Consider the following 933-nt stretch of genomic DNA (forward strand, 5'->3'; position numbering starts at 1 on the left):
ACCGGTGCTATTCGCTCCAATTTACTTTGCAAGTCTGCTTGCGGTGATGCAATAATAATAACATCCGGTTTCAGCGCTGCGATCTTTTCATAATTAGGCTCAACTCGGGTACCAATGTCTTGCACTTCTGCAGGCACTTCAGGCTTACTTACCCATTCCTTATAACCCGCTATGTCCGGCATTCCGACAGGAGTAACACCCAATTCTAAGATTTGTTCGGCTAGATCCCAATTCAGCACGACAATTCGTTGCGCATATTGTGCTAACTGCTTGTTACCTTGACTGTCTGTTACCGTTATCTCGGCCTGTGAAAATAATGGGGTTATCAGCAGTACAGATGCGATAAGTAATTGAACCAATTTAGTCATTTTTTTTCTAATTAGCATACAACAGCAACCTTTTCATCTCGGCTAGGATGATCTATTAATACAATATCAGTGCCATACAAGGCGGAGAGTTTCTTACTATCTAACAGCACACGATGATCACCTGAAAAACTCACTTTTCCTTGTTTTAAAGCAACCACACGCGTCGCAAACCTTAGCGCTAAATTGATATCGTGCAAGATCACGACCACTCCCTGCCCTGTATCTTTGTTGAGGGATTGCAATAGCGATAACAATTCATATTGATGACCAACATCGAGTGCAGACGTCGGTTCATCGAGGATTAATACCTGTGACTGCTGTACCAATAACATCGCAATCCACGCTCTTTGGCGCTCACCGCCAGAAAGACTGTCTGCTATATGATTGGAAAACTGTGCTGTATCTGTTTGCTGCATCGCGGTTTCGATAATATCTGTGTCTTGTTGGTTATAACGCCCAAAAGTACCACGCCAAGCAAAACGTCCTAACCGCACAAGTTCCTTCACCGTTAAACCAGCAACTTCGGGTAAACGTTGTGGTAAAAACGCAATTTTTTGTGCTAATA

General features: G+C 43.2%; 2 protein-coding genes. Both read right to left on the bottom strand.

Going from position 1 to position 933, the window contains the following annotated elements; genetic code table 11:
- The coding region (locus tag HRT96_RS00360; RefSeq protein WP_293150604.1) for an ABC transporter substrate-binding protein at positions 1-386 on the bottom strand (386 nt) is incomplete at its 3' end.
- Positions 380-933 (bottom strand): ABC transporter ATP-binding protein (locus tag HRT96_RS00365; RefSeq protein ID WP_293150607.1); only part of this gene is annotated, 554 nt, incomplete at its 5' end. The genes HRT96_RS00365 and HRT96_RS00360, both read right to left, overlap by 7 nt.

The organism is Moritella sp. (assembly GCF_013215705.1).
Taxonomy (GTDB): domain Bacteria; phylum Pseudomonadota; class Gammaproteobacteria; order Enterobacterales; family Moritellaceae; genus Moritella.